Source organism: Pseudomonas sp. NPDC086581 (genome assembly GCF_044746165.1).
Classification (GTDB): domain Bacteria; phylum Pseudomonadota; class Gammaproteobacteria; order Pseudomonadales; family Pseudomonadaceae; genus Pseudomonas.
This window is the reverse complement of record NZ_JBIVBR010000002.1, coordinates 154,783-178,200: the sequence shown is the minus strand read 5'-3', so window position 1 is coordinate 178,200 and position 23,418 is coordinate 154,783. Positions and strand designations below refer to the sequence as shown.

The window sequence follows — 23,418 nt, the reverse complement described above, 5'->3', positions numbered from 1 at the left end:
GCCACTCCTTCGTGCCCTGGTCCGCCCTCGGTTCGTGCCGGGGCGCTCTTTATCTGCGGGACTGTCACGAGCGCTCGCTCGTGCGAGTGGCTGGATTCGTTGCGGACAGTTTGTGTTGTTAGCGCTAACATCGGTGAGTATCCTGAATCGCCAGATAGATCGTCAAATAATTAAAAATTACGTTTATATTCCTTAAGTAGAATTCCAGCACCGAGCAGCAGGAGAGCCGCGTTGGCCAACCAGACACCCCGCAAACGCCGTGGCGCAGGACGCGTGACGCTGACAGCGGTCGCCGAACTCGCAGGCGTTTCCGCCATCAGCGTGTCGCGCTACTTCAACCAGCCGGCACAATTATCGGACGACCTGCGCGAGCGCATCGGTGCAGCGGTGAAGGAGCTGGGCTACGTGCCCAACCAGGTGGCTGGAGGCCTGGCTTCGGCGAGGGGCAGGATAGTGGGAATGGTGGTGCCGAATATTTCCGGGCCGATCTTCGCCGACACCATCCAGGCCTTCAGCGACACCCTGGCCGCCCACGGCTACCAGTTGCTGCTGGCTTCCAGCTACTTTTCCGAGGACAAGGAAGAAAACGCCGTGCGCGCCTTCCTCGGCTGGAACCCGGCGGCGCTGGTGCTCACCAGCCACTTTCACAGTGCCGCAACCGAGAAGCTGATTGCCGGCGCGGACATGCCGGTGGTGGAGGTCTGGGACTACCAGCCCGGGCGCGCGCCGATCCAGGTCGGGTTTTCCCACCACCAGGTTGGCGTGGACGCAGTGCGCTACCTGCACGGCAAGGGCTACCGGCGAATCGCCTTCGTGCAGAACAGCGCGCCCGGCGACTTCAGCGCGCTGGATCGCCGCGATGGTTACGCCGATACCCTGCGCGAGCTGGGCGGCGCCCCTTGGATGTTCGTGCCTACCGAAAGCGCGCCCTTCGACGCCGGTCGGCAGGCCATGGAGGCGTTGATGGCGCGAGGAGTGCAGCGGCCGGAGGCAATCATCTTCGCCAACGACAACCTCGCCGCCGGCGGCCTGCTTGCCGGCCAGCGCGCCGGGCTGAAGATTCCCGAGGATTGCGCGGTGTTGGGCTTTGGCGACTATCCCTTTGCCCCGATGCTGCTGCCGAGCCTATCGACCATCAAGCCACCGGCCCGCGAGATCGGTGAGATCGCCGCGCTGCGCGTGCTGCAGTCGATCGGCGTGTTGCCGCTGGAGGGCGCGGTGGAGCGCTTGAACCTGCTCGGCTGCCGGGTGCTGGAGCGCGAGAGCGGCTGATAACCTGATGCCCCTGTAGGAGCAAGCTCGCTCCTACAAAAAAGCCACACGGGCTGGGTTACTTCGTCAGCAGGTCGATCACTTCCTGGTCGCTGAGCTGATGGAAATCGCGGTAATGGTCGCCCACCGCGCGAAACGGCGATGGGGTGTCCAGGCAGACCAGCGCATCCACCTCATCGCGTAGCTTCTGCACCGTTTCCGCCGGCCCCACCGGCACGGCGAGCACCACCTTGTGCGGATGCTGTGCACGCAGGCACTTGAGCGCGGCGCGCATGCTGCTACCGGTGGCCAGCCCGTCGTCGACCACGATCAGGTCGCGGTCCTCCAGCTGCGCCGGGGCCCTCACGCCGCGGTAGAGGACGCGGCGGCGCTCCAGCTCGCGGATCTGCTCCAGCACCTGCTGCTCGAACCATTCCGGCGGCGGGTCGAAGCGCTCGATCATCTGCTCGTCCACCACCCAGTTCGGTTCGGGGCCGTCAACGATGGCGCCAAGGGCGAACTCCTCGTTGCCCGGCGCGCCGATCTTACGCACCAGCAGCACGTCCAGCGGGGCACCGAGGATGCGGGCGATCTCCTTGGCAACGGGTACGCCGCCACGGGGCAGGGCAAGGATCAGCGGGGCGACCAGGGGCATGTCGCGCAGGACCATCGCCAGGGCGATTCCGGCGTGGCGACGGTTGGTATAGCGCGGACTGGGCATCTGACCCTCCTTTCGCGAGTCACAGCAACTTGTCCAGGGTGATGGGCAGCTCGCGGATGCGTTTACCGGTTGCATGGTAGACGGCGTTGGCGACCGCTGCCGCCACGCCGACAATGCCGATTTCGCCCACGCCCTTGGAGCCCAGCGGGTTGACCACGGCATCCGGCTCGTCGACGAACAGCACCCGGATATCGCCGATATCCGCCTGCACTGGAAGGTGGTATTCGGCGAGATTGTGGTTCATGAAGCGCCCCAGGCGATGATCCATCAGGCTGGCCTCGTGCAGCGCCATGCTCACACCCCAGACCACACCGCCGAGGATCTGGTTGCGCGCGGTTTTCGGGTTGACCACCCGGCCCGCCGCGATGGCACTGACCACGCGGCGCACGCGCACCGTGCCCAGCGCTTCGTCTACCGCGACCTCGACGAACACCGCCGAGTGGGTTGCCGTGGCGTAGCGTTGGCGCAGGGGCGACGGGTGCGCAGTAGCGCTGACCTGCAAGCTGCCGTAGCGCTGGAACAGTTCGGTGAAGCTGACACGGTGCTCGGCGGTCTTCGCCTGCAATTGGCCGTCGCGGCACTGCACCTGGCCGTCGGAGAAATGCTGGAAGGGGCCGCAGGGCAGCTGTCGCGCCGCATCCAGCAGGTTCTGCCGCAGCGCCAGGCAGGCGTCGCGCACCGCGCTGCCCACCGACGACACGGTGAATGAGCCGCCCTGCAGCGGTGCCTGCGGCAATGAGGAATCACCCAGCACGAAGCGCACCTTCTCCGGCGGCAGGCCGAGGGTTTCGGCGGCGATCTGGGTCATGGCGGTGTAGGTGCCGGTGCCAATGTCGGTGGTGGCGCTGGCGACCACCACGCCGCCGTCGGCTGCCAGGGCGGCGCTGGCGCTGGCGGACATCTGCAACGCCTCCCAAACGCCAGTGGCCATGCCGAAGCCGATGCGCTGGTCGCCTTCGCGCAAGGTGCCGGGTGCGGGCATTTGCGCCGGCCAGCCGAACTGCCGAGCACCCTCGCTGTAACAGTCGCGCAGCGCCTTGCTGGAATAGGGCTTGCCGAGGTTCTGGTTGGTGTCGGTAAAGTTGATCAGGCGCAGGTGCAGCGGATTGATCCCGGCGGCCCAGGCCAGTTCGTCCATCGCGCATTCCAGCGCATGGACCCCCTCTGCAGCACCGGGAGCGCGCATATCCAGCGGTGTGTAGACGTCCAGTGGCACCAGTCGATAAGTGAGACGAACGTTGTCGCAGCGATAGAGCATCCCCGACCACTCCGCGACATGCGCGGTGAACTGCTCGAAGCGCGAGGTCTGCCCCGTCACCTGGTGCACCAGGCCCAGCAGCCGTCCGGTTTCATCCGCGCCTAGCGTCAGGCGCTGGACGGTGCGCGGGCGGTAACCGAAGGTGAAATGTTGCTGGCGGGTCAGCACGACACGTACCGAGCGTTTCAGCTTGAGCGCTGCCATGGCCGCCAGCGGCAACTGGTACTGAGGGCGCAGACCGGAACCGAAGGCTCCACCGACGAAGGCCGCCTGCACCCGGACCTGCGAGGGCGCAAGCTTTAGCACGTGGCACAGATAGCTCTGGCTGTTCTGCGCGCCCTGGGTCTTGTCGTGCACCAGCAGGCTGCCGTCGCTCTGGACGATCACCGTGGAAGCGTGCGGCTCCATGGGATTGTGGTGCTCCACCGGCAGCTCGTATTCGGCCTCGATGCGTACCGGCGCGCTACACAGCACACCATCGGCATCACCGCGCGGCCCCGGCAGCTCGGCAGGTGCGGGAATGGCTTCTGCCTGGTTCTTGCGCAGATCGGTGGAGTGAGGCTGCGACTCGTACTCGACCTGCACCAGCGCGGCGGCATGCCGGGCGGCCTCCAGGTTGTCCGCCACGACCAGCGCCACCGGCTGGCCGTTGTACAGCACGCGGTCGTTGAACAGCGGGCGGAAGGAGGAGCCGTCGGCGGAATCCTGGTCTTCATAGCTGTCGTCATCGGCGGCCAGCGGCGGCCGGTTCAGGTGCGTCATCACCAGCTGCACGCCGGGCACGGCGCTGGCGGCCTGGCTGTCGATGGCGAGGATGCGGCCACGGGTGATGCTGCTGCTGACCACCGCGCCATGCAGCAGGCCATCTGCGAGGTACTCGGCGGCGTAGCGCGCGGCGCCGGTGACTTTCAGCGGGCCGTCGACGCGATCCAGCGGCATGCCGATGGGGCGGGGCAGTGGGCTGTTCATTGCGCACCTCCGGCTGCCTGCTGCAGCGTGCGGACGATGCTGCGCCGCGCCAGTTCCACCTTGAAGGCGTTGTCGCTCAGCGGTTTGGCCTTGCGCAGAAAGTGCTCGGCGCAGCGCTGGAAGTGCGTCGTCTCGGGAGGGTTGCCCAGCAACAGGTCCTCCGCCTCGGCATCGCGCCAGGGTTTGTGCGCCACGCCGCCCAGGGCGATGTTGACCTGGGCGATGCGCCCGTCGCCGTCGAGCAGCAGGCCAACCGCCACCGACACCAGCGCGAATGCATAGGAGGCGCGATCACGCACCTTGAGGTAGGCGCAGTGCTGCGCAAAGCCTTCGCCGGGCAGTTCGATGCCCAGCACCAGCTCGTCGTCGGCGAGGATGTTGTCCTCCTGCGGGCGGCTGCCGGGCAGACGGTGGAACTGCTCGAAGGACAGGCAGCGCTGCGCCTGCGGGCCGCGCACGTGGACCACGGCATTCAGCGCGGCCAGTGCCACGCACAGGTCGGACGGATGCACCGCCACGCACTGCTCGCTGGCGCCGAGGATGGCGTGCTGGCGATTCAGGCCGTCCTTCGCCGGGCAGCCGCTGCCGGGCTCGCGCTTGTTGCAGGGAACGGCGCGGTCGTAGAAGTAGTGGCAGCGGGTGCGCTGCAGCAGGTTGCCGCCGGTGCTGGCCATGTTGCGCAGCTGCGGCGAGGCGCCGGCGAGAATGGCGCGGCTGATCAGCGGGTAGCGCTCGACCACCTGCGGGCTGGCAGCGAGCGTGGCGTTGTCCACCAAGGCGCCGACGTAGAGGCCGCCGGCCTCCGTGTCACGCAGTTCGCGCAGGGGCAGGGCGTTGATGTCGATCAGCCGCTCGGGGCGTTCCACCCCTTCCTTCATCAGGTCCACGAGGTTGGTGCCGCCGGCGATGAAGCGGCTGCGCGGGCCGGCCAGTGCCACGGCCTCGTCGATACCGGCGGGGCGGCTGTAGGCGAAGGGAGTCATAGGTCCTCCAGGCGGCTGGCGGGCAGGGCATCCTCGATGGCGTCGAGGATGTTCGGGTAGGCACCGCAACGGCAGAGATTGCCGCTCATGCGCTCGCGCAGGTCGTCGCGGTCGTGGGGCACCGGTTCCCTGGCCAGGGCGACCGCCGAGCAGATCTGCCCTGGCGTGCAGTAACCGCACTGGAAGGCGTCGTGGCGGATGAATGCGGCTTGCATCGGATGCAGTTCGTCATCGCGAGCCAGGCCCTCGATGGTGGTCAGCCGGTGGCCGCCGAGCATCACGGCCAACAACAGGCAGGCGTTAACCCGGCGGCCGTCCAGCAGCACCGTGCAGGCGCCGCACTGGCCGTGATCGCAGCCTTTCTTGCTGCCGGTGAGTTGCAGCTGCTCGCGCAGCAGGTCGAGGGTGGTGGTCCAGGGCAGCACCTGAAGCTGCCGTTCCTCGCCGTTGAGGATCAGGCGAATACTCTGTGCCGCCATGGACGGTGCGCGATTCCCAGTCATGGAGCCTCCAAAGGATGGGTGGCTTGCCTGGGCTGTGAGTGAGGGGATGGCCGATGGTTCGGAAATTCCGCGCGAACGGTCGGCGCGCCGTCGCTCCTTCGGTTTGAACATCGGCCCGCCCCGTTACTCCTAGTGGTAAGTCCTCCCAGAAGAGACGCCGATGAATACCCACGTCACCCGGCACGCCGCGCCACGCGAGATATCCGCCCAGCGCACCGTCACCTGGCACCTGACGCTGTTCATCCTGATACTGATCGGGGCGCTGGGAGTAAGCGGCGCGGTGATGGGGCGCATTGCCTCGCTGCAGGACCAGATGGCTCGCGAGCAAACGCGCTTCTACGCTGGCAAGGCATTGCAGAACCGCATCGCCGCATCTGAATCGCTGATCCGCACCTACGCCTTCTGGAACGATGCCTACCGCTACCTCAATCCGCCGCTCAACACCGACTGGGCCTACCGCGAGGACAACGTCGGCCCGCTGCTGTACACCGCCAACGAGTACGAACTGGTCTGCGTACTCAACCAGGCGGGCGAGGAGTACGTGATGCTCGACGGCCAGCCGACTCGCAGTCACTGCGCCGGCGAGATGCCGGTGAACCTCGATGAACTGCGCGAAGCCGCCACGGAGGCCGCGCGGCATGATGCGGTGGTAACGCGTTACGTGACCCTGGGCGGTCAGCCAGCCATTGCCACCGCTGCGCTGGTCCGACCGACCCGAGCCGACCCGCCTCTGGACGGTCCGTTGATGATCTTCGTCGACCGGCTCACCCCCGCCAAACTTCAGAAAGTGGCGCGGGATTTCGGCCTGGCCGTACTGGAGGTACGCGCCGACGACGCGCGGATCAGCGACGGCAGTGCCGTCAGCCTGGGTAATTCGGGCTTCGAACTGAGCTGGCACACACCCACGCCCGGCAGCGACATGCTGCAGCGCCTGGCCGGCAGCTGGGCGGTGGTGGTACTGCTGCTGTTGGTTTTCCTGGTCTGGCTGGTTCGCGCCTCCATGGCCAATGCCCGGGTGGTGGATCATTACCAGCGCAGCCTGAAGGCCAGCAACCAGGCGCTGGAGACCAGCGAGCAGCGCTTCAAGGCAATCGCCGAGGCGAGTTCCGACTGGATCTGGGAAATCGACGAGAACTTCCGCCTTAGCTATCTTTCCGCGCGCTTCGAAACTCTCACCGGCTACCGCATCAACGACTGGCTGGGCCGACGCATTGACGATCTGATCACCTGCGACACGACGAGCCTGGTCGCCTGGCTGGAGAAAGTCCCCCAGCAAGGCCATTCCACCACCCTGACCTGCGGGTTCCGAGACGCCCACGGGCTGCGGCGCATCTGCAAGTTCACCGCCTCCGGGGCGGGCGGGCTCGGTTATCGCGGTACCAGCGCGGACATCACCCATGAGGTCGAGGCCCACGCGCGCATCCAGCACCTGTCGCTTCACGATGCCCTGACCGGGCTGCCCAACCGCGCCAAGCTCGCCAGCTTCATGGATGACCTGCTGGGCAGCGGTCGCGAGGAACAGCTGGCGGTGCTGATGCTAGACCTGGATCGCTTCAAACCCATCAACGACACGCTCGGCCACCCGGCGGGCGATGCCGTGCTGCAGATAGTTGCCGAGCGCCTGCGCGACTCGATTCGCGGCGAGGACCTGGTGGCGCGCCTGGGTGGCGACGAATTCGTCATCGTCGACAGTCAGTCCCAGGGGCGCGCTGACGCCGAGGCTTTCTGCCGGCGCCTGGTGGACATCATCAATCAGCCCATCGAATACAACGGCAACCTCCTGCACATCGGCACCAGCATCGGCATCGTGCTTTCGGGCGACGCCCATGGCGATGCCCAGAACCTGCTGCGCTGTGCGGACGTGGCGATGTACGAGGCCAAGACCGCCGGACGCAACGCCTGGCGCTTCTATTCCGAGCACATGGACCTGCAACTGAAGGCGCGCAAACGCAGCGAGACCGAACTGCGCGAAGCCCTTCGCGAGGGGCAGTTGGAGCTTTACTACCAGCCGCGCTACCGGGTTGGCGACCTCGCGATCGTCTCCGCCGAAGCGCTGCTGCGCTGGAATCACCCTGCGCGCGGGCTGGTGGGGCCGGATGAGTTCATCAAGCTGGCGGAAGAGAGTGACCTGATCGTCGATATCGGCGAGTGGGTCTTGCGCGAGGCTTGTCGCGAAGCCGCCGGCTGGCCCGAATCGATGCTGGTGTCGGTGAACATCTCGCCCAGTCAGTTCACCCACGCGGACATCGTCAGCCAGGTGAAGGGGGCGCTGGTGGATTCCGGGCTGGCTGCCGAACGGCTGGAGTTGGAGGTCACCGAGAACACCATGCTGGGCGACGTGGAAGGCGCGTTGCTGACCATGCAGGCGCTCAAGGAACTAGGGGTGAAGCTGAACATGGACGACTTCGGCACGGGTTACTCGTCCCTGGGCTACCTTCGCGCCTACCCGTTCGACAGCATCAAGATCGACCGCCGCTTCGTCGCCACCCTCGATACCACCGGCCGAGACCGCTCCATCGTCCAGGCCATCATCGGGCTGGGCAGGGCGCTGAACCTCGCCGTCACCGCCGAAGGGGTGGAAACCCAAGATCAGCTGCGCATCCTCGAAGACGAGCAATGCGGCGAAGTGCAAGGATTCCTGTTCAGCGAAGCGGTTGACCGGAAAAGCCTGGCTCGCCTGCTGGTGAAAACGCCGCCAGCGGCGGGTTAGGGCGCACAGTGTGGAAGGCACGGAAGATTGTATCGGCAGGATAAAAAAGGCCCCGTCGAAAAGGGACCAGGGGAAAATCTGGAAAGTGCCTTTACCCTGACAGCCTGCGCTGTCGCGCCAAGCAACTCGTGGCGATAGACCGTTTCAGTTGAGGGCATATGTTCCGTCAAGCTTGGCAATGCCTTGCCCGGAAATCAGCCCGCTCCGACCGGGCATTCTGCATCGAGCCAAACCCCTCATTCGGGCTTTCTGCTGCTAGCACCGTGCGATCACCCTGCCCGCGAACAGCTCTGCGCCGGGCCTCTGGCCATCAGTGCCAGACAGGCGCGGAACTTGCTGCATGATCGACTCCGAAAGCCCGCACTCGAAAAGGGAGAGCACGATATGCAAACACTCGACAGCAAGATGGTGCTGGTCCTCGAGGAAAGGCCCGAGCAACTCCAGCGACTGGAAGATCATCTGCTCGGCCAGGGGCATGCGGTGCTCAGCGCCCTCAGTGAAGAAGAAGCCATCGAACACCTGGTGTCGTCCTCGGTCATCGATCTGTTCCTGATCGACGAACAACTCACCGGGCCGTTGTCCGGAGCCGCGCTGATCGAAGCCTGCCTTCCGCTACGGCCGCGCATGCGCGTGCTGGTGCTCTCGCCCTGGGCGGAGAAAGGCGAGGAGGGCGCACCGTACCCCGTGCTGCCAAAGTCGGCGGACCTTGACGAACTGCAAGGCGCCATTCAGCGCACGTTGCTCAGCCCGCCCGTACAACCGTGGATGCTGAACTAGACTCTTGCGCCAAAGGCCGTCCGATCAGCGGAATGGCCGTCTTAACCGGGGAGGAAGCACCATGCATGCATACCTGATCCGTTATAGCCGCAACGGCCAACCCATGAGCACTGTGCTGCGACAGGAAAGCCTGAGTCGCGAGCAGGCACAGAAGTTCGTCCGTGCGCTGCATGGCCCGGTCGGGCGCGATTCGCGCTCGGATATCCAGGTGAGCGAGGTGCTCTGCACTCAGTGACCAGACTGTTGGCATGGCACTCCATGAAAAACGGCGCCGAACCTTCGGCGTCGTTTTCGTTATTGCGGGGAATCAACGATGTGCGGTGAGCCGGCGAGTGCCGATGCGCCTCGCCAACTCGGCGATCAGTGGCCGCCTTGGCTGCGCTGACCTCCCTTGCGGCCCGCGTCGGATGCGCGAGCCGGATCATTCTTGAAGTTGCCGCCACTGTGTTGACCGCCTTTTCTGCCGGCTTCGGAAGCACGCTGGGGGTCTTCTGCAAAGTTGCCTTTACCGCCTCTATGTTCGGCCATGAGAACTACTCCGTGGGCAATGTGCGTGGGAAATGTCCGTAAGAATTGGACAGGCGAATGTCGTGCACTCCCTTCATCCGAGACATATTGCGCAGGCGGGTTCGACCCTTTTTCAGAACGATCCGTCATGGCTCCGACGAAAAGCCGTTATATGTAAAGTCTTGCCGTCGGTCCGGGGTGGTTTATTGGCGATGCCGGAGAATTGCTGTTGCACCTGGTTCAAGCCGCTCAAATCCTTGACCTTTGCAGGTTCAGCAACGAAAGCGGCGCCGGCGGTAGTGGCCAATGGCTGCGGTTTCATTCCTGGCGCAGCGGCGCAAGATGGGCGCAGAAATGCAGGAGAAGCTGATGAACCCGCCAAGCTGTCACGACGTCGCCGACCTCCTTCACAGGAGTTACCCACTGTTCGACTTCACCTGCGACCGCCAGGAAGATGGCCGCTATCTGATCAGTCTCCAGAGTCGCTACACCTCCACGCCACGAACCAACGTGATCGGTATTCACGGACGTGAGCTGCGCACGGATCGACAGGTGAGGGACCTTGGCATGGAACTGATCTGCGGTCTGATGTAAGGCTTTTCAGACGACCCTTTTGCGCAACCGGGCGATAAGCTTCTGCCGCTGCTCAGCGTCGGCGTCCCAGACCTTGCCGTCCAGGGCATGGCAGATCAGCCAGATTTCCTCGTTGTTGAGCATCACCGCGCCACCACCGGACTCCGCCCGGCGTTTTCGATATGCGGCCTGTTTCTCGGCGTTGGTCATGGCGCCTTCCTTGCGAGGCCGTCCTTTGCGCGGTGCTTCGAAGGCGTCGCGGGTGGCTCTGTCCTTGGCGTCTTTCATCGGGGTTCCCTGGTAGTGGAGTAACGCGTTACTGTTATTCATGCGACCTTGTGGTAACGCGTTACTTATCATAGCTACCGCTGCAAGCCTCGCCAATCGTCGGCTGGCACGATGAGCAAGACAAAACCGGGCTATTCCTGCAATGCACACCCACAGGCACGCATTCACAAGGACGGGAGGCTGACGTGGAACGACTGCGAAAGGTACTGATGGCCTCGGCTTTCAACGAGACCTGCGTCGTTCAGGTGCTGCGTGAGGCTGCACTCAAGGCCAGCACTGCCGATACGGCAACCGCGCTGATGGCGGCCGCGCTGTTGCTGGAACACGACGCCGAAACCCTGCTTCACGCTGCCCACCGAATCGACCTTGTCCTGCACCATGCCCCTGCCGAAAGCGGCACGATCACCCTGGTCGTAATGGACTGAGCTGCTTGCCGATAGCCTGGCCAGCAGTCTCTTTGAACCACCGGCGCCGGCGCCGGGTCAGTGCTTGAACCACAGCCAGAAACCCGGAGGCTCCATGCAGGACGAATCCCTGACAAAGCGTTACCACGTCAGCTTTGTGAGAGAGGGGCGGGAGTTCGAATTCGAGGCCGAGGACGACGCCATGAGCGAGGCGCGGGCGTGGAGCCATGTGGCGCGCCACCTGCACATCCCGACCCACGACCTGCGCGGGTTTCAGAAGCGTTACCACACCATCCGGCGCCACGTGGAAGCGCACAACGTACAGGACGTTTCCTTTCGCGCCATGGGCGCTGGCGACTAGGAAGCTGCCTCAGGCCTGCGCGCAGGCGAGACGTACGTCAGTGATGGTGATGCCGCAGGCGCACAGCCACGATTCAACCTCGGCGTTGGCGTGCAACGGTCGTGGCTGCTCGGGGAATTCACGAACATAGACGGAGAAGGCGATGGCCTTGATGTGAGGGATGGTTCGCGCTCGCATGAGCAGATGGCGGTCCTCGCCATTGAATCGATACTCGATCAGCCACTGCATGGTCGTTCTGCTTCCTTGGCAGAGCCGACCTGCAGTATGGGCTGTGAGAATAATAGCCCCAGATTATTCAGGGGCAATGCTGGCCATCGGCCGCCCGCTCTGGGTTGGGCCTCAAGCGGCGGCTTCGCTCGATTTCTCGCGCCCGGCGCGCACGTCGAAGGCGCCGCCGGTGAGCACGCCGTCGATCGTCACGCGCCCCTTGCCGGGCAGCAGCGGGAACACCAGCTCAGCGAAACGATAAGCCTCTTCCAGGTGCGGATAACCCGACAGCACGAAGCTGTCGACGCCCAGCGCGGCGTACTCCAGCAGCCGCTCGGCAACGGTCTGCGGGTCGCCCACCAGTGCGGTGCCGGCGCCACCGCGTACCAGACCGACACCGGCCCAGAGGTTCGGCGCCACTTCCAGCTTGTTGCGATCACCGCCATGCAGCGCGGCCATACGCTGCTGGCCGACAGAATCCATCTTCGCGTAGTTGGACTGCGCGGCGCTGATGGTGGCGTCGTCCAGATGGCTGATCAGTTCGTCCGCGGCGGCCCAGGCTTTCTCGTTGGTCTCGCGGACGATGACATGCAGGCGCACGCCGAAACGCACCGTACGTCCCAGGCGCGCAGCGCGTTCGCGCACGTCGGCAATCTTCTCGGCCACGGCGGCGGGCGGCTCGCCCCAGGTCAGGTAGGCGTCCACGTGCTTGGCGGCCAGGTCGTGGGCTGCGGGGGAAGAGCCGCCGAAGTACAGCGGCGGATAGGGCTTCTGCACGGGCGGAAAGAAGTTCTGCGCGCCGTTGACCTTCAGATGTGCGCCTGCGAAGTCCACGGTTTCACCTGTCAGCAGGCGGCGCCAGATGGTCAGGAATTCGTCGGAAGCGGCGTAGCGCTCGTCATGACTGAGGAAAACGCCGTCAGCCTCCAGTTCGGTACTGTCGCCACCGGGGACGACATTCAGCAGCAGGCGGCCACCACTGGCCTGGTCGAGGGTCGCCGCCTGGCGCGCCGAGGCGGTCGGGTTGCCCAGCGAAGTGCGCAGAGCCACCAGCAGCTTGATGCGTTGGGTCACCGGCACCAGGCTGGCGGCGGTCACCCACGGATCGAGGCAACTGCTGCCGGTTGGGATCAACAGGCCGTCATAGCCGAGTTGGTCGGCGGCGACTGCGATCTGCCGCATGTACTCGTTGGTGGCCGGGCGACCGCTGCTGAAATGCCCCAGATAGCGCGTGTCGCCGGAGGTTGGCAGGAACCAGAAAATATCGAGACTCATGGAGTGTCCTCGTTGCCATCGTCGAAATGGGGCGCAGCCCCGTCGGTGCACGCGTGGCAAGTCTTCATTGGAATTCGGGCCCGGCAGCCGTCTTTGTCGGTGCGCTTGGTCAGGCAGCAAGCAGAGGGCGGCATCCTGGCGGGCAATGCTCGGCAGCAAGGCCTGTGCCAGAGCGGGAGACAGCAGTTTTCGGGCATCTGAAGGTAAGAAAGTGTTTGCGCGGCAACAGCACTGTTGATTCGCTGTTGCTCGGCAAACATGTCGTGCTGCGAAAAAGGCATTAGGTTATGCCTTCCGGCGATTTGTCCTGCGCGGCGCGACCGATCAGGATAGGCAATCGTGATTGAAAGCCCCCGTGGATCAAGGAACACAGCAAGCGATGAACGACGCCAACCGACTGAACGAGAATGGCCCAGTGAACTGGCAACTGGCGCAGATCGTCGAGGACCTGCGTGGCGCACGCAGTGAATGGCGCAGCCGAACGGGCCGGCACCCGGAGCAGGGCGGTCGCGAGCTGCCTTCGCGGCAGTCCGTCGAGGAAGTGGTGGAACGCCTGGCCAGCGCGCTGTTCCCTATGCGTCTAGGTCCCAACGATCTGCGTGAAGAGAGCGAGGACTTCTTCGTCGGCCACACCCTGGACGCCGCGCTCAATGCACTGCTGGTACAGGCCCGTCTGGAGTTGCGCTATAGCGCGCGGCAGCGCGGTGATGTGGTGGACAGCCGAATCGATGAACACGCGGTGGTGCTGGTTCGCGATTTCGCACGCGCGCTGCCGGAGATGCGCAGGCTGCTCGATGCCGACGTGCTTGCGGCGTACCAGGGCGACCCGGCTGCGCGCAGCGTGGACGAGGTCCTGCTGTGCTATCCGGGCGTAGTGGCGATTATTCACCACCGTCTTGCGCATCACCTTTACAACGCCGGTCTGCCGCTGCTGGCGCGAATCATCTCGGAGCTCGCGCACTCGGCGACTGGCATCGACATCCACCCAGGCGCGCAGATCGGCAGCAGTTTCTTCATCGACCATGGCACCGGCGTGGTGATCGGAGAAACCGCGATCATCGGTAAACAGGTACGCATCTATCAGGCGGTGACCCTGGGCGCGAAGCGCTTTACCTCCGACGAAACGGGCCAGCTGCACAAGGGCGAGCCGCGTCACCCGATCGTCGAAGACGAAGTGGTGATCTACGCTGGTGCCACCATTCTCGGCCGCGTGACCATCGGCAAGGGCTCGACCATTGGCGGCAATGTCTGGCTGACCCGCAGTGTTCCGCCGGGCAGTCAGGTGAGCCAGGCCAGCCTGCAGCACGATGAGAGCCGCTGCGGAAAGGATTGATCAGCAACGCCTGCGGACACGCAAAGCGAAGCGGGGGAGTTGACAGCTCTCCCGTTCCTTCAGCAGTATCGGTCAGACATTTCACGCAACCTTATCTTGGATAAGAGAGCTTTCATGTTTTCCATCTTCAACCACTCGCTTTTCGCTTCGGGCTTCCTTGCCCGGGCCTGCGCGTGCGTTGTCGTTGCGAAGAAATCGAAGAAACAGTCGCTCATTTGACCGGGGCGCTGTCCCGTCAGATGGGCTGACAGGACACAAGGCGCAAGGTCGAACCTCCCTCCCGCTTGATTCCCGCACCCTCCCTGACGGCGACCCGACGGTCAGCCAACAGGAGTTTTTGCATGTCGAATTTTCGTGGGATCTGGGTGGCGCTGGTCACACCCTTTCGTGATGGCGCAGTCGATTACCCGGCGCTGCAGGGGGTGGTGGCGCAGCTGCTGGAACAGGGCGTCGCGGGCTTCGTGGTTTGCGGCACCACGGGCGAGGCTGCCGCGCTGAGCCATGAAGAGCAGCTCGAAGTGCTCGACGCCGTTTTGCAGTGGGTGCCCGCGCAGCAGGTGATCATGGGGCTGGCGGGCAACAATCAGCGTGAACTGCTGGCCTTCCTGCAGGACATCCAGCGCCGTCCGCTGGCGGGCGTGCTGGTGCCGGCGCCGTACTACATCCGACCGTCCCAGGCTGGGCTGGAAGCCTTTTTCCGCACCGTTGCCGACGCCGCCAGTGTCCCGGTCGTGCTCTACGACATCCCGTACCGCACTGGCGTGCGCATCGAGCGCGAGACGCTGCGCCGCATCGTGCGCCACCCGAACATCATAGCGATCAAGGATTGCGCGGGGGATGTGGAAACGACCCTGGCGCTGATCGCCGACGGCCAGGTCGCGGTACTCACCGGGGAAGACCTGCAGATATTCACTAACCTCTGCCTGGGCGGTGCCGGGGCAATTTCGGCGTCATCCCACGTTCGCGCCGATCTCTATGTGCAGATGCACCGGGAGATGGGACAGGGAGATGTGACCGCCGCGCGCCGCACTTTCTACCGACTCCTGCCCTGGATGCAGGCTGCCTTTGCCGAGCCGAATCCTGCGGCGGTGAAAGGCGCGCTGGCCCTGCAGGGTTTGATCGCCAATGAAGTACGAGAGCCGATGCAGGCGTGCACGCCGGCAATCCTGGAGCGCCTGAAGGTCGTTCTGGCGGATCTGGCCGACTAGGCGCTGCGGGGCTCCAGCGCGGAAACGTCCTGTAACGCGTTACCTTAAATGATGTCGAGAAATGGTAACGCGTTACGCTGACTTCCATGATTTCATGCCGATATACGTCTGAAAGCCCCGTGCCATGGGTGCTTTGAGCCGTCAGGGCCGGGTAATGACGATCAGCAGGTTGTTTTCCCGGAACACGTCGGCACCCGGCGGAATCCAGGAGGGTGCCGCGCCCCCGGACTTGCCGGACAGATCCAGGACTATCCCGACCGGGCCTTTCTGTGAGCGCTCGGCCAGCCAGCGTCCGACAGCCTCCGAAGTGACCTTGCGATCCTCGGCGTCGGCATAGGACAGGCCGTACTGCAGCTCACCCTGCACATCGAGCAGCGTCACGTCGCTGCGATCGAGTCGCCACGCCAGTGCCGACGCGGCCCCCAGTTCATTGCTCAGGAGACTCTTCGAGCCCTTCAGTTCGCTCAGATGCCGGGCGATAAACTGGTCGGGCATCTTGTTATCGACCACGGACAACGGCATCGCCGCCGGCAGCAGGGCGATCAGCACCCACAACCCCAGGGCCGGCGCGAACCAGTGCCGCGTCGGGCGCATCCATTGGGCGAAGCCACAGGCGGCCCATGCTGTGCAGACCAGCACTGCCAGCGTCAGCTGCAGAGGTTGGCCGATATAAATCGGATGCACGACCTGCACGATCAGCAGGCAGAGCAAGGCCAGGCAGCCCGTGACCAGGTTGAACAACCCGTTGCCGCTGAGTGCGAACACATCCCTTTGCCGAAGCTTGTCGACCAGGGTGTTGGCCATCAACAGGGCCAACGGCACGAAGCACGGCAGTATGTAGGTCGGCAGCTTGCCCTTGCTGAGGCTGAAGAACAGGAAAGGCATGGCAAACCAGAGGGAGAGGAAGGCACTGCGCCGCTCCTTTTTCTCGCGCCAGGCGCGCCGTAGGCTGGGCGCCACCAGCAGGGCCCAGGGCAGGGCACCAGCGAACAGCATCGGCACGAAGAACCAGAAGGGCGCGGCGTGCTGCGCCTTGGTGCCGGCGAAGCGGCGGATGTGTTCGTTCCAGAAGAAGAACTGCCAGAAATCCGCTTCGCGCTGATGCACCGCAAGCGCCCAGGGCAGGCTGAGCAAGACGGCCAGCAGAATTGCCAGCGGTCCGCCCTTGAGCAGTTCGCGCCAGCGCTGTTGCAGAATCGCGTAGGGCATCACCACGATTACCGGCAGCAGCCAGGCCAGGAAACCCTTGGTCATGAAGCCCATGGCGCAGGCCACGCCCAGCAGGCACCAGCCCGTCCAGCGCTCGCGCGGATTTTCGCCCTCCAGCGCATGCCAGGCCGAGGCCAGGCTGAGCGTGATCCAGAGAGTGAGCTGGGGATCGATGTTGGCGTAACCCGCCTGTCCGGCGGCCAGGCCGTAACTCATATAGAGCAGGCACGCCGTCCAGGTTTTCCAGGGGTCGTTCCACAAGCGGCGGGCCAGCAGGGATATCAAGCCCAGGGTAGCGGCGGTTGTCGCGGCGGAGGCGATGCGAGCACCGAACAGGTTGTCGCCGAAGATCGCCTGGCCGATGGCTATCAGCCGATTCTGTTGAAAAAGTAGCTGCCCACCTATGTCGCCGGCAGAATTGCTCTGTCAGCGAGCGCGGGGGCGAACAGCATGATGGGACAGCTACCGAGTGGACAGCAGCGCCTGTTCTACTCGTTCAATCTGGAAGACCACGTTCCGTCCCAACACCTCTTGCGCAGCATCGACCAGTGCCTGGATCTCAGCGATCTGCGTGCCCACCTGGCCGACTTCTACAGCCCCATCGGACGCCCCTCGATCGATCCGGAGTTGATGGTGCGCATGCTGGTCGTTGGCTACTGCTACGGCATCCGTTCCGAGCGACGGCTGTGCGAAGAGGTGCATTTAAACCTGGCCTATCGCTGGTTCTGCCGGCTGGGTCTGGAAGACGAAGTACCCAATCACTCGACTTTCTCGAAGAATCGCCATGGCCGTTTTCGTGACAGTGGCCTATTCCGCTGGTTGTTCAATGAGGTGCTTCGGCGCTGCATGGCGGCCGGCCTGATCAAAGGCGAAGGCTTCGCTGTCGACGCCAGCATCATCAAGGCTGATGCCAGCCGGCAACGTGGGGTGGCGGGTGATGAGGTCGATTGGAGCGATCCAAAGCTCAGCAGCCGCGCCGTGCGTGAGTACCTCGAAGCCCTTGATCACGAGGCGCTGGCTGAAGCTCTTCCCAAGAAAATCTCTCTCACCGATCCTCAGTCCCGTTGGACTGCTGCACCAGGCGGCCCAGCCTTCTTTGCCTACTCCACGAATTACCTGATCGATACTGAGTACGGCGTGATCATGGATGTGGAGGCGACTCCGGCGCACCGTACCGCCGAAGTCGATTCGACCAGGATGATGGTCTAGCGTGTCGCAGCGCAGTTCGACCTCACGCCGGAACGCCTCATCGGGGACACCGCCTACGGCACTGCCCCGATGCTGGCCTGGCTGGTCGAAGAAAAGAACATCGAGCCGCATGTGCCGGTGTGGGACAAGACCGAGCGCAAGGACGACAGCCTCTCCAGTAACGACTTCCTCTGGAATCCGGAGGCCAATGAATACCGCTGCCCGGCCGGCAAACCGCTACGCAGTCAGTGGCGCGCCTTCACTCAGCAAAGGTCGCGCGTGACCAAGGCCAACACCATCATCTACCGCTCCAGCCAAACCGACTGCGCCACCTGTCCGTTGAAAGAAAAGTGCTGCCCCAACACACCGAATCGGAAGATCGTTCGCAGCATCCATGAGGCCGCCCGTGACGTAGCTCGACGCATCGCCAAGACACCGGAATACCTCGTCTCTCGCTGCGAACGAAAGAAGGTGGAGATGCTTTTCGCCCACCTCAAACGGATCATGAAACTCGACCGTTTACGACTGCGTGGCCTGACGGGAGCGACTGACGAATTCACCTTGGCCGCGACAGTGCAGAATCTGCGCCGCATGGCCAAGCTTTTGCCTCAAGGGCCACCGCTCACAGGCTAGTTACGCCTGCTGCGAGCAGAAACCCTCGAATTAACCCTCAAACCTGAGCCCGAACGCTCAGTGCAACGCCGAAAGGCAACTTGAAGTGGCTTGCAGCCACTTCGAAAGCGGGCTCAGTTGTCCGGCTGGCTGCCGCAGAACCGCCTTTTTCAACAGAATCGGCCGATTGCTGCCCCTGGCGAGAAGCCGCTACCGACCCACATCTGCCGTCATGCAATAGCGCCAGCTAATCTATCTGTCGCAAGCGTTGGCGCTTGGAAGGGCTATATTTGACCCACTCATCCTCAACTGCGACACGAAGGAAGGCTTGCCAGGCGAAGGCAGGCGAGGTGACTCCATGGGCTGTCCCCAGGTCTGCAGCGGCGCGACGCTGCAATGCAGTTTCGGTGTTGCTCCGTCGGTGCTCAACGTACTGCCGGTCAATCGCACCCTGACCGGCGGTATGCCGGCAGCCAACCTGCAGGATCACATCCCTCTGCTGAATATCTTGCCCTTCGATATGTGCTCCAGCCCAGCCAACCCGACGGTGGCCGCCGCTACTGCAGCCGCCCTCGGGGTACTGACGCCAATGCCCTGCATACCGGCCACCGCAGCGCCGTGGATACCTGGCGGTCCGCCTACGATGCTGCTGGGCGGCATGCCTGCGCTGGACGCCAACGGAACGCTAATGTGCACCTGGGGCGGGGCGATCAAGGTGGTGTTTCCCGGCCAGGTGCAGATGCTGATTCCCTGATTCGGATCAGGCCTCGCTGGCCTCGCCGCGGTTGCCCAGCCACCAGCGCAGTCGCGAAATGGGTTTGCCGTTTTCGTCCAGCGGGCGACCGTCCTCGGCATAGGCGCGTGGCTGATCCAGTGGCGCACCTTTCACGTAGCGTGCCTCCTGCGCCAGTTGGCCGTTGCCGTGGAAGCGGCGGAACGGGCCCTCCTGTACACCCTCGCGGTAGAAGGCCTGCTCGGCAAGCGTGCCGTCGGCGAGATAGCTACAGGCCTCGCCGTGCATCAGCCCGTCGTGGTAACCCACCTTGCGCTGCAGCCAGCCTTCGGCCGCAAAGAAGCGCGCCTCGCCCTGCAGGCGCCCGCGTACGTAGGGCAACTGCGCACTGACCTGGCCGTTGGGGTAGTAGAGCGTGCTGGTGCCGTGCAGTTCGCCGTCGCGGTAGTCCAGGCTGGCCTGCGGGCGCCCACGCTCGCTGATGCGCAGCGGGCCTTCCAGCCCGCCGTCCTGCAGGCGGCCCTGCAGGGTGCTGTCGCCGCGCTTGAGGTCGAGGGTTCCGCTGTTGGCCATGTCGTTGTCCTCAGTTGACCTTCACCAGGCCGCCCTTGAGGGTCAGCATGCCGCCGCCGTCCACCGTCTGCTCGGCGGCGGCTTTGTTGGTAAGGCTGACGCCAGCATCGTTGGTCAGGGTGGTGCCGGCCTTGTTGGTGAGCGAGGTGCCTGCCTGGTTGGTCAGGGTCGTGCCTGCCTTGCTGGTCACAGAAGTGCCGGCCTGGGCGGCGAGATCGGCGTCGGTCTTCAGCGTCAGGCTGCCGCCGCTCTGCAGGGTCAGGGTGCCGCTGACCTTGATGGTCAGGTTGCCGTCCACCGTCAGCTCGAAGTTGCCGCTCACCTGGTGGCTGTAGTTACCGCCAGTGCTGTGGGTCTGGTCGGCGCCGACCTTCACGGTGCGCGTGTCCTTCACGTCCAGCGTGTCGCTTCCGGTCTGGATGGTCACGCTGCGCTTGCCCTTTTCCAGGGTGATGGTTTCGTCGCCTTCCTTCACCGTACGGGTGCGGGCGTTCTGCACCGTGAGCGTCTCGTCGTGGCCGATGGTGGCGGTGCTGTCGTTGAGCACGTTCACCTTCATGTCCTTCTGCGCCTGCAGGAAGACTTCCTCGGCGTCCTTCTTGTCCTCGAAGCGCAGCTCGTTGAAGCCGCCGCCACCCTTGGAGGAATTGGTCTTGATGCCGGACTGGGTCTGGTTGTCCGGCAACGCATAGGGCAGGGCGTTGTCGCCGTTGTAGACGCAACCGGTGACCAGCGGACGGTCCGGGTCGCCATCGATGAAGGTGACGATAACCTCCTGGCCAATGCGCGGGATGAACTGCATGCCGAAGCCCTTGCCGCTCCAGGGCAGCACCACGCGCACCCAGCAGGACGAGGCCTCGTCGTTCTTGCCGTCGAGGTCCCAGGGGAACTGAATCTTGATGCGGCCGTACTGGTCGGTCCAGATTTCCTCGCCGGCCTTGCCCACCACCTTGGCGGTCTGGGTGTGCATGCGCGGCTTGGGCGTGGTGCGGGGAGGACGGTAGGCAGTGGACTTGGGGATGGCCTCGAAGCGATTGCGGTAATGCTCGTGGTCGGCCTCGTGGGTCACCGAGGTCAGCACCCAGTCGATGTTCAGGCTGGCGTCGTCATGTCCGGTCAGGGTGAACCAGTGCCCCGGCACCAGCCAGCGGCAGTCGCTCTCGCCGATCAGCCGCTTCTCCTGGCTGCGCAGGCCGTCCACGCGCTGCTTGGTCAGCGCATCGCCCCGCGCCTTGGCGGTATAGCCCCCGGGGTGTTCGTATTGCGCGCGTGGCCCTGCTTCCGCCTGGGCCTGGGAATAGAGCGAAGTAGCGGGTGTGGTGAACTCATAGTCAGTAGCGCTGTAGGTCCCGGCCACCGCCTGCAGGCAGTACTGTGCCGAGCGAATGCCATGCAGTTCGCGTACGCCGATCTCCTGGCCCACGTACGCCACCTTCGGCCCGTTGGGGATGGGCGGGAAGGCGTCGTTGCTGTCCGCCAGCACCAGCGTGTGCTTGCCCTCTTCGTGGGTGAAGAACCAGAAGATGCCTTCCTCCTCCAGCAGCCGCGAGACGAAGGCGAAATCACTCTCGGCGTACTGCACGCAGTACTCGTGGGGCTCATAGCTGCCGGTCAGCGACAGCTTGAAGTCGGTGAAGCCATGGGCCTTGAATATCGTGGTGACGATGTCGCTGGTGGCGAGGTTCTGGAATACGCGGTTGTTGCTGGCCAGGGTCAGCCACCAGAGCCAGGGGCGGAGGACGAGCTGGTAGCGCTCGGCGGTGGCGTCGGCGGGGAGTTGGTGGATTGCGGCGACGAGGGCGTCGAGGGGGCGCTGCTGGTCGTCGTGGCGCAGGCTGGTGGTGATGTGGGAGGTTACGGCGCCGAATAGGCTGAGTGAGGTGCTGCTGATGCCCATTAGTTGTAAGTGGAAAAATTCATTCAACGCTTCCCGTCCTGTGACCATTTGCGGATAGAGGTCCGACAGCACCGACGCCTTGAATAGAAGGCTGGTGGTGGCATCAATGGGACTAGGCATGGCGTATCTCGATCAGTTGCTGAATTCGGAAAGGCCGAGCGTCGAGAGTCTGAACGAGTCGCTGTGTTCCATTGTAAGTTTCTTGCTCATATTGTGCTCTTGGAGGGAAAGTTATGAATTGCACGGTTTTATGATTTTTTAATCTTCAAATAGGTGCCAAAATCGCAGAGTCTTATGGTTTCTCCGATCAGGTCGTAGTTGAGGACCATTGCACGATTGGCGATGATTTCTTTGGCAAATGATTTGTGCGATTCGAATAGGTAGGAGATGTCAAATAAACAGATTATGTTGTCTCTTTCCTCTTTGGAAATGGCGGTTGTTATAGAGTATTCGAGTTGGCCTTCGGATGATTCGCTAAGTATGTCGATGTCATTATTCTCATCTTCGGAAAGCAAGTATTTCCCTACATATTCAGTTTTTAAATCTATGTAGCGATTGGGTGTGCTGCCCAGAGCGTTGCCAATGACCAAGTCGTAGGCGGCGTTCGCATTGGCCGGGCGTTGGCACTGGTAGCTGCAGTTTATTAGCATGGCTGTAGATATGCACTCTCGTCTGACCGTGTGTGCTTGGCTTTCATAGTCGCCGGGTAGAAAGCCGAAAAGTGCACACGCGTAAGTGAAACAGTTGTCGTTGATCATGACGTCAAAAGTTTGCGATTTGTCGAATATCACCTGTTTTACTGTCATGGCATGCCTTTGTCAGTGTGTTGTTGCTCTTGTGCGTGTGGTATTAGGGTGATGTCATGTAAAGATATCCAGGTGTGTCGTGAAAAACCACTTCATGAAGTGTTCGATCTGAAAAGCGGTTGTCGTCGCTTATTTGTTTCCGAATGAGCCTGGCCGTGGCGAATTCACTTCGTTTCCAGTCTGTCTGGGTTGAGTCGTCTACCTTGATATTTGCAAATTTTACTTTTGCAGTAGGGGTGTTTTGATTTACTGCTGTTGCCCAATTTCGATTTGCATAGCGCATGCATAGGTAATTTGAAATGAAGTGGTTTTCCCTTGGCTGAAAGCGAGGGTAGCTTATCAGGTGTCGCGTAATGTTATTCGGTGATCTAAAGCTGTTTGTGACGAGTCGCGTGTCCGGGTCGCGTGCGCCACCTCCATCAAGGGGGAAGCAGTCCACAAGAAATTGCCAAAGATTGATATTGTCCGTCTTTTTCATTGTCCAGTAATCGACAACCCTGGAGTAGAGGTCGTCGATAGGAGAGATTGTTTGTCCGTTGAGTCGCCTTGCTATAGCTAGCCACTGTATGCTGTGGCTGTGCTCGCCATGATCCGCCGATATACTGTCTTTCCAGAATAGCTTCCGTCGAATCAGATAGCCAATATAAGGGTCGCCGCCGGTCAACTTCACGCCGATGGGGACCGAGTTAAAGTCGGTATCCGCCGATAATCCTTGCTGAAAAGTGAAGTTGCAGGCTCGGGCGGTCATTCCCAGTGCCCTGGTAAATAGATTTCCTGGAGGGCAGTGGATGGGCTGATAGAATCGAGTGACCTGATTTGTGATGATCCGATAATTGGTCCAGAGCTCTTTTGAAAGTTCGTTGATGGCAGTGATAAAGGCATCTCGATTTTCGAGTAGATCATAGATGATGCCGTAGTCATGTCGGTCATTTTCCAGTTGTTGCTTGTTGACCAATATTTCGCGTGGCTGATCCTTTTTCTTCTCGGTGAGAAGGAAATTTAGTTCCTTGATGATGTCGTAGCCAGGCATGTCTATTCTCCTGTCTTGAATGTTCTTTTTCGCGCCGCGTTA

The 23,418-nt window shown here is 62.9% G+C and carries 23 protein-coding genes and 1 pseudogene; 11 read left to right on the top strand and 13 right to left on the bottom strand.

The features are described 5' to 3' along the window. Positions 1-231 precede the first annotated feature (231 nt). On the top strand, positions 232-1,272 hold the full coding sequence (locus ACIPK7_RS04990) for a LacI family DNA-binding transcriptional regulator (protein WP_192431334.1): 1,041 nt from the start codon (positions 232-234) through the stop codon (positions 1,270-1,272). Positions 1,273-1,330: 58 nt separating this feature from the next. On the opposite strand, the gene ACIPK7_RS04985 is transcribed toward ACIPK7_RS04990, so the two are convergent. Genes ACIPK7_RS04985 through ACIPK7_RS04970 form a run of 4 tightly spaced genes read right to left on the bottom strand, consistent with a single transcriptional unit; the run spans position 1,331 to position 5,685 of the window. Next, positions 1,331-1,972, bottom strand: coding sequence for a phosphoribosyltransferase (locus ACIPK7_RS04985; protein WP_401085906.1), 642 nt, complete (start codon positions 1,970-1,972; stop codon positions 1,331-1,333). A 19-nt stretch (positions 1,973-1,991) separates the two neighbouring features. Continuing rightward, a complete protein-coding gene (locus ACIPK7_RS04980; protein WP_401085903.1) occupies positions 1,992-4,199 on the bottom strand; it encodes a xanthine dehydrogenase family protein molybdopterin-binding subunit in 2,208 nt (735 codons plus the stop codon). After that, on the bottom strand, positions 4,196-5,182 hold the full coding sequence (locus tag ACIPK7_RS04975) for a xanthine dehydrogenase family protein subunit M (RefSeq protein WP_192431337.1): 987 nt from the start codon (positions 5,180-5,182) through the stop codon (positions 4,196-4,198). The genes ACIPK7_RS04980 and ACIPK7_RS04975 overlap by 4 nt, the downstream gene beginning before the upstream one ends. Beyond that, positions 5,179-5,685, bottom strand: a complete 507-nt coding sequence (locus ACIPK7_RS04970) for a (2Fe-2S)-binding protein (protein WP_192431338.1) — start codon at positions 5,683-5,685, stop codon at positions 5,179-5,181. Before ACIPK7_RS04970 ends, ACIPK7_RS04975 begins: the two co-directional genes overlap by 4 nt. Positions 5,686-5,845: 160 nt before the next feature. On the opposite strand from ACIPK7_RS04970, the gene ACIPK7_RS04965 reads away from it, so the two are divergent. The 3 genes from ACIPK7_RS04965 to ACIPK7_RS04955 all read left to right on the top strand — a co-directional run bounded on the left by ACIPK7_RS04965 (position 5,846) and on the right by ACIPK7_RS04955 (position 9,407). Beyond that, positions 5,846-8,395, top strand: a complete 2,550-nt coding sequence (locus ACIPK7_RS04965; protein ID WP_192431339.1) for an EAL domain-containing protein — start codon at positions 5,846-5,848, stop codon at positions 8,393-8,395. A 384-nt stretch (positions 8,396-8,779) separates the two neighbouring features. Further along, a complete protein-coding gene (locus tag ACIPK7_RS04960; RefSeq protein WP_192431340.1) occupies positions 8,780-9,172 on the top strand; it encodes a response regulator in 393 nt (130 codons plus the stop codon). A gap of 61 nt (positions 9,173-9,233) precedes the next feature. Further along, positions 9,234-9,407: a hypothetical protein gene (locus ACIPK7_RS04955; RefSeq protein ID WP_192431341.1), complete on the top strand. Its 174-nt coding sequence runs from the start codon at positions 9,234-9,236 to the stop codon at positions 9,405-9,407. A gap of 125 nt (positions 9,408-9,532) precedes the next feature. On the opposite strand, the gene ACIPK7_RS04950 is transcribed toward ACIPK7_RS04955, so the two are convergent. Then, complete coding sequence (locus tag ACIPK7_RS04950) at positions 9,533-9,700, bottom strand: general stress protein (protein WP_192431342.1); 168 nt, start codon at positions 9,698-9,700, stop codon at positions 9,533-9,535. A gap of 285 nt (positions 9,701-9,985) precedes the next feature. On the opposite strand from ACIPK7_RS04950, the gene ACIPK7_RS04945 reads away from it, so the two are divergent. Continuing rightward, a complete protein-coding gene (locus ACIPK7_RS04945; protein ID WP_192431343.1) occupies positions 9,986-10,273 on the top strand; it encodes a hypothetical protein in 288 nt (95 codons plus the stop codon). Positions 10,274-10,279: 6 nt separating this feature from the next. Here the strand turns inward: ACIPK7_RS04945 and ACIPK7_RS04940 are convergent, their stop codons facing one another. Then, on the bottom strand, positions 10,280-10,462 hold the full coding sequence (locus ACIPK7_RS04940) for a hypothetical protein (RefSeq protein ID WP_401085896.1): 183 nt from the start codon (positions 10,460-10,462) through the stop codon (positions 10,280-10,282). A gap of 263 nt (positions 10,463-10,725) precedes the next feature. Here ACIPK7_RS04940 and ACIPK7_RS04935 point away from each other — a divergent pair, with 263 nt between their 5' ends. Together ACIPK7_RS04935 and ACIPK7_RS04930 are read left to right on the top strand one after the other, a co-directional pair. Further along, entirely contained in the window at positions 10,726-10,965 is a 240-nt protein-coding gene (locus ACIPK7_RS04935) for a hypothetical protein (RefSeq protein ID WP_192431344.1), read from the top strand. A 94-nt stretch (positions 10,966-11,059) separates the two neighbouring features. Next, positions 11,060-11,305 (top strand): hypothetical protein, encoded by a 246-nt coding sequence (locus ACIPK7_RS04930; RefSeq protein WP_192431345.1) that lies wholly within the window; start codon positions 11,060-11,062, stop codon positions 11,303-11,305. Between the two features lie 9 nt (positions 11,306-11,314). On the opposite strand, the gene ACIPK7_RS04925 is transcribed toward ACIPK7_RS04930, so the two are convergent. Then, on the bottom strand, positions 11,315-11,533 hold the full coding sequence (locus tag ACIPK7_RS04925; protein ID WP_401085894.1) for a hypothetical protein: 219 nt from the start codon (positions 11,531-11,533) through the stop codon (positions 11,315-11,317). Between the two features lie 111 nt (positions 11,534-11,644). Beyond that, positions 11,645-12,787: an FMNH2-dependent alkanesulfonate monooxygenase gene (gene ssuD / locus ACIPK7_RS04920; protein ID WP_401085891.1), complete on the bottom strand. Its 1,143-nt coding sequence runs from the start codon at positions 12,785-12,787 to the stop codon at positions 11,645-11,647. A gap of 379 nt (positions 12,788-13,166) precedes the next feature. Here ssuD and epsC point away from each other — a divergent pair, with 379 nt between their 5' ends. Together epsC and dapA are read left to right on the top strand one after the other, a co-directional pair. After that, a complete protein-coding gene (gene epsC / locus ACIPK7_RS04915) occupies positions 13,167-14,120 on the top strand; it encodes a serine O-acetyltransferase EpsC (RefSeq protein WP_401085888.1) in 954 nt (317 codons plus the stop codon). A 341-nt stretch (positions 14,121-14,461) separates the two neighbouring features. After that, positions 14,462-15,328 carry a 4-hydroxy-tetrahydrodipicolinate synthase gene (dapA, locus tag ACIPK7_RS04910; RefSeq protein ID WP_401085886.1) on the top strand — a complete coding sequence of 289 codons (867 nt, stop codon included), beginning with the start codon at positions 14,462-14,464 and terminating at the stop codon, positions 15,326-15,328. A 141-nt stretch (positions 15,329-15,469) separates the two neighbouring features. Here dapA and arnT read toward each other — a convergent pair whose 3' ends face one another. Next, on the bottom strand, positions 15,470-16,900 hold the full coding sequence (arnT, locus tag ACIPK7_RS04905) for a lipid IV(A) 4-amino-4-deoxy-L-arabinosyltransferase (protein ID WP_401086893.1): 1,431 nt from the start codon (positions 16,898-16,900) through the stop codon (positions 15,470-15,472). 87 nt (positions 16,901-16,987) lie between these two features. Here arnT and ACIPK7_RS04900 point away from each other — a divergent pair. Beyond that, positions 16,988-18,358 (top strand): annotated as a pseudogene (locus ACIPK7_RS04900) (transposase). Between the two features lie 337 nt (positions 18,359-18,695). Further along, a complete protein-coding gene (locus tag ACIPK7_RS04895; protein ID WP_192431351.1) occupies positions 18,696-19,091 on the top strand; it encodes a DUF4280 domain-containing protein in 396 nt (131 codons plus the stop codon). A 6-nt stretch (positions 19,092-19,097) separates the two neighbouring features. Here ACIPK7_RS04895 and ACIPK7_RS04890 read toward each other — a convergent pair whose 3' ends face one another. From ACIPK7_RS04890 to ACIPK7_RS04875, 4 genes are all read right to left on the bottom strand, one after another. Beyond that, positions 19,098-19,643: a toxin-antitoxin system YwqK family antitoxin gene (locus tag ACIPK7_RS04890; RefSeq protein ID WP_192431352.1), complete on the bottom strand. Its 546-nt coding sequence runs from the start codon at positions 19,641-19,643 to the stop codon at positions 19,098-19,100. Between the two features lie 10 nt (positions 19,644-19,653). Next, entirely contained in the window at positions 19,654-21,660 is a 2,007-nt protein-coding gene (gene tssI / locus ACIPK7_RS04885; RefSeq protein WP_192431353.1) for a type VI secretion system tip protein TssI/VgrG, read from the bottom strand. A 128-nt stretch (positions 21,661-21,788) separates the two neighbouring features. Then, the gene (locus ACIPK7_RS04880) at positions 21,789-22,346 is read right to left on the bottom strand and encodes a hypothetical protein (RefSeq protein WP_192431354.1); all 558 of its coding nucleotides are present in this window, start codon (positions 22,344-22,346) and stop codon (positions 21,789-21,791) included. A gap of 43 nt (positions 22,347-22,389) precedes the next feature. Beyond that, complete coding sequence (locus ACIPK7_RS04875) at positions 22,390-23,376, bottom strand: hypothetical protein (RefSeq protein ID WP_401085881.1); 987 nt, start codon at positions 23,374-23,376, stop codon at positions 22,390-22,392. Positions 23,377-23,418 lie beyond the last annotated feature (42 nt).